This window comes from Kocuria sp. p3-SID1428, from assembly GCF_025149945.1.
In the GTDB taxonomy this organism is placed as follows: Bacteria; Actinomycetota; Actinomycetes; order Actinomycetales; family Micrococcaceae; genus Kocuria.
The window spans coordinates 1-4,202 of the sequence record NZ_JALXVH010000090.1; the positions used below are offsets into that span (position 1 = coordinate 1).

General features: G+C 69.9%; 3 protein-coding genes. 1 reads left to right on the forward strand and 2 read right to left on the reverse strand.

What is annotated here, in order from left to right:
* Positions 1-50 precede the first annotated feature (50 nt).
* Complete coding sequence (locus M3E84_RS12315; RefSeq protein ID WP_259896561.1) at positions 51-2,309, reverse strand: polyribonucleotide nucleotidyltransferase; 2,259 nt, start codon at positions 2,307-2,309, stop codon at positions 51-53.
* Positions 2,310-2,747: 438 nt separating this feature from the next.
* Positions 2,748-3,017: a 30S ribosomal protein S15 gene (rpsO, locus tag M3E84_RS12320; RefSeq protein ID WP_259896569.1), complete on the reverse strand. Its 270-nt coding sequence runs from the start codon at positions 3,015-3,017 to the stop codon at positions 2,748-2,750.
* Between the two features lie 268 nt (positions 3,018-3,285).
* On the opposite strand from rpsO, the gene M3E84_RS12325 reads away from it, so the two are divergent.
* Positions 3,286-4,194: an aldo/keto reductase gene (locus tag M3E84_RS12325; RefSeq protein WP_259896570.1), complete on the forward strand. Its 909-nt coding sequence runs from the start codon at positions 3,286-3,288 to the stop codon at positions 4,192-4,194.
* Positions 4,195-4,202: the final 8 nt, after the last annotated feature.

Below are 4,202 nucleotides of genomic sequence, written 5' to 3' on the forward strand. Positions count from 1 at the left end.
CCCGTGCACGGTGCTGCGGCCTGCGCTGCTGCGGAAGCCGCAGCGCGGGATCACTCGGCGGCGGAGTCCTCCGCGGCTGCTGCCTCGTCATCGGCCACGACCGGCGAGAGCGAGAGCTTGCCGCGGTCATCGACCTTGGTAATCTCGACCTGGACCTGCTGGCCCACGCCCACGACGTCCTCGACGTCGTTGACGCGCTTGCCGTCGTTGAGCTTGCGCAGCTCGGTGACGTGCAGGAGGCCGTCGCGGCCCGGGGTCAGCGAGACGAACGCGCCGAAGGTCGTGGTCTTCACGACCGTGCCCAGGTAGCGCTCCCCCACCTCGGGGACCTGCGGGTTGGCGATCGCGTTGATCGCCGAGCGCGCGGCCTCGGCCGAGGGGCCGTCCACGGCGCCGATGAACACGGTGCCGTCGTCCTCGATCGAGATGTCGGCGCCGGTGTCCTCCTGGATCTGGTTGATCATCTTGCCCTTGGGGCCGATGACCTCGCCGATCTTGGAGACGGGCACGTTGACGGTGATGATCCGCGGGGCGTGCTCGGACATCTCGTCCGGTGCATCGATCGCGGAGGAGATCACGTTGAGGATCGCCAGGCGGGCATCGCGAGCCTGAGCCAGGGCCGCGCTCAGGACCTCGGCGTCGATGCCGTCGAGCTTGGTGTCCAGCTGGATCGCGGTCACGAACTCGGAGGTGCCGGCGACCTTGAAGTCCATGTCGCCCAGCGCGTCCTCCGCGCCCAGGATGTCGGTCAGCGCGACGCTGGCCGGCTTGCCGTCGAGCTCGCCGGTGATCAGGCCCATGGCGATGCCGGCCACCGGGGCGCGCAGCGGCACGCCGGCGTTGAGCATCGACAGGGTCGAGGCGCAGACCGAGCCCATGGAGGTCGAGCCGTTGGAGCTCAGGGCCTCGGAGACCTGGCGGATCGCGTAGGGGAACTCCTCGCGCGACGGGATCACGGGGGCCAGTGCGCGCTCGGCCAGAGCGCCGTGGCCGATCTCGCGGCGCTTGGGCGAGCCCACGCGGCCGGTCTCGCCGGTGGAGTACGGCGGGAAGTTGTAGTGGTGCATGTAGCGCTTGGACTTCACCGGCGACAGCGAGTCGATCTGCTGCTCGAGCTTGAGCATGTTCAGCGTGGTGACGCCCATGATCTGGGTCTCGCCGCGCTGGAAGATCGCCGAGCCGTGCACGCGCGGCAGGATCTCCACCATGGCGGTCAGCTCGCGGATGTCGCGGGGGCCGCGGCCGTCGATGCGCACGTTCTCGGAGAGCACGCGCTGGCGCACGGTGTGCTTGGTCAGGGCCTGGTAGGCGTCGTTGACCTCGTCGGCGCGCTCGGCGAAGGGCTTGCCCTCACCGGTCAGCTCCTCCAGGACGGACTGGTGCAGGGCGTCGGTGGCCTCCTCGCGCTCCTGCTTGCCGGCGATCGAGTAGGCCTCCACCAGGCGCTGGCCCGCGGCGTCCTTGACGGCCTGGGCGACGTCGTCGCCGTGGCCGCCGAAGCGCGGCAGCTCCATCTCGGGCTTGCCGGCGCGGGCCTTGAGGTCCGACTGGGCCTGGCACAGGGCCTTGATGAAGGGCTTGGCGGCGTCGAGGCCCTCGGCCACGATCTCCTCGGTGGGCGCCACGGCGCCCTGGCCCTTGATGAGCTCCCACGAGCGGTCGGTGGCCTCTGCCTCGACCATCATGATCGCGACGTCCTCGGTGCCGTCGGCCTTGGTGACCACGCGCCCGGCCACGGCCATGTCGAACACGGCGTTCTCCAGCTGGGAGTGCTTGGGGAAGCAGACCCACTGGTGGGTGCCGTCCGCCTCGCCCATCAGGGCCAGGCGCACGCCGCCGACCGGGCCGCCGAAGGGCAGGCCGGAGAGGGTGGTGGACATGGAGGCGGCGTTGATCGCGATGGTGTTGTAGATCTCGTCGGGATCGATGGCCAGCACGGTCACGACGACCTGGACCTCGTTGCGGATGCCCTTCTGGAAGGCCGGGCGCAGCGGGCGGTCGATCAGACGGCAGGCCAGCACGGCATCCGTGGAGGGGCGGCCCTCGCGGCGGAAGAACGAGCCGGGGATGCGGCCGTCGGCGTACATGCGCTCTTCCACGTCCACGGTCAGCGGGAAGAAGTCGAAGCCCTCGCGGGGCTTCTTGCCCACCGCGGTGGTGGACAGCAGGGTGGTGTCATCGTCGATGGACACCAGGGTGGAGCCGGCTGCCTGCTGCGCGAGCAGACCGGTCTCGAAGCGCACGACGCGCTGGCCGTAGCGGCCGTTGTCGATGACGGCTTCTGCGGACTGGATCTCGGGACCCTCCAAGGGCCACCTTCCTTTCGTCGCGATCGTCTCCACGATCGAGGTTGATCTTCTGCTGCCGGATCCGTCCCGCTCGCACGGCGCACGGTCTTCGATCGAAGTCCACGGCCGCAGCTCGGGGCTGCGGGGGTTCCGTGGACCACTGTCGAGGACCGGGACGCGGGCGGCGGGCGGGTCGGATCCGGACGAGGGCGGCATCAGCCGTCCCCCGCGGACGCCCTGCAGGCCCATTCCGTGGGCCTCGAGGCGTGTTCGTGCAGGCCCAGCCTGACAGGTCCGCGACGCGCGGACCAGCATTGAGGGGCTGCGAGTGTTCGTCCGGACGCTCAGCCGGTGGGCGGGCGTCGGCGGCGGATGTGGCGGGATCCGCGCCCGTAGGCGACGAGCGGGGCCGCCGCGAGGTGCGTGGCGGCCCCGCTCGTCACGAGGGTCAGAATGCGATCAGCGGCGCAGGCCGAGACGCTGGATCAGCGAGCGGTAGCGCTCGATGTCCGTGTTCTGCAGGTAGGTCAGCATGCGACGACGGCGACCGACCATGGCCATGAGGCCGCGGCGGGTGTGGTGGTCGTGCTTGTGCGACTTGAGGTGCTCGGTCAGATCGGAGATCCGGCGAGTCAGGACCGCGACCTGGACCTCGGGCGAACCGGTGTCGCCCTCGTGGGTCGCGAACTCCTCGATGATGGACTGCTTGACAGCTGCGTCGAGTGCCATGTGTGAACTCCTTCGGGGTCCAGTGCCGTGCCTACCGGCTGCGAAGGTGAACGCGCCGGGGCAGGAGCCGCACGAGCGGATCGTGCGATCTCAGGGGTCCGTCCGCCACGGACTGCAGGCGGACCGCCGATCATGATAGCAGGCCGCCGCCGCACGGGGCTGTGAGCCGGACGATGTCGGCGGACAGTGCCAGACTGGTCGAGGAACCCACCCGGGCCCGTCGACCGCGGCCCCGGAGCATCGACACCGAGCAGTGAGGAGTGGGCCCATGACCGAGTCCGCAGACAGACGCGAGTCCGAGACCACGCAGATCGACCCGGCCCTGGCCGACCAGGTGGGCGTCTCCGAGCGCCGCCACACCCTCAACGACGGCCACCAGCTGCCGCAGATCGGCATGGGCACCTATCCCATGGACGACGCCGATGCCGAGGTCAATGTCTACGAGGGCATCAACCGCGGCTTCCGCCTGATCGACACCGCCGTGAACTACGGCAACGAGATCGGCGTGGGCCGCGGCATCGCCCTGGCCGGGCTGCCCCGCGACGAGGTCTTCGTGACCACCAAGATCCCCGGACGCGATCAGGGCGAGGAGGCCTCGGTGCGCGCCAGTGTGGAGGGCTCGCTCGAGCGGCTGGGCCTGGACCGTCTAGACCTGCTGCTGATCCACTGGCCCAACCCCCAGCAGGACAAGTACGTGCAGACCTTCCGCACTATGCTCGCCCTGCGGGAGGAGGGCCTGGTGCGCTCGGTCGGCGTCTCCAACTTCACTCCGGCTCATGTGGACCGCCTGATCGCCGAGACCGGCGAGACCCCGGCCGTCAACCAGGTCGAGCTGCACCCGCAGTACCAGCAGGAGGCGCTGCGCGCCCACCACCACGACAAGCGGATCCTGGTGCAGGCCTGGTCCCCGCTGGGGCGCAAGACCGACATCCTCGACCACGAATGGCTGGCGGAGATCGCCGGGCAGGTCAACCGCACCCCCGCCCAAGTCATCCTGCGCTGGGAGATCCAGTCCTCGGTGCTGCCGATCCCCAAGTCCTCGAATCCCCAGCGCATGGCCGAGAACCTCGACGTCTTCGGCTGGGAGCTCAGCGACGAGCAGATGGAGCGCATCCGGCTGCTGCACACCGGGCTCTCCGGCTCGGGCTTCGACCCGGACGAGCACGAGGAGATGTGAGCCCGGCG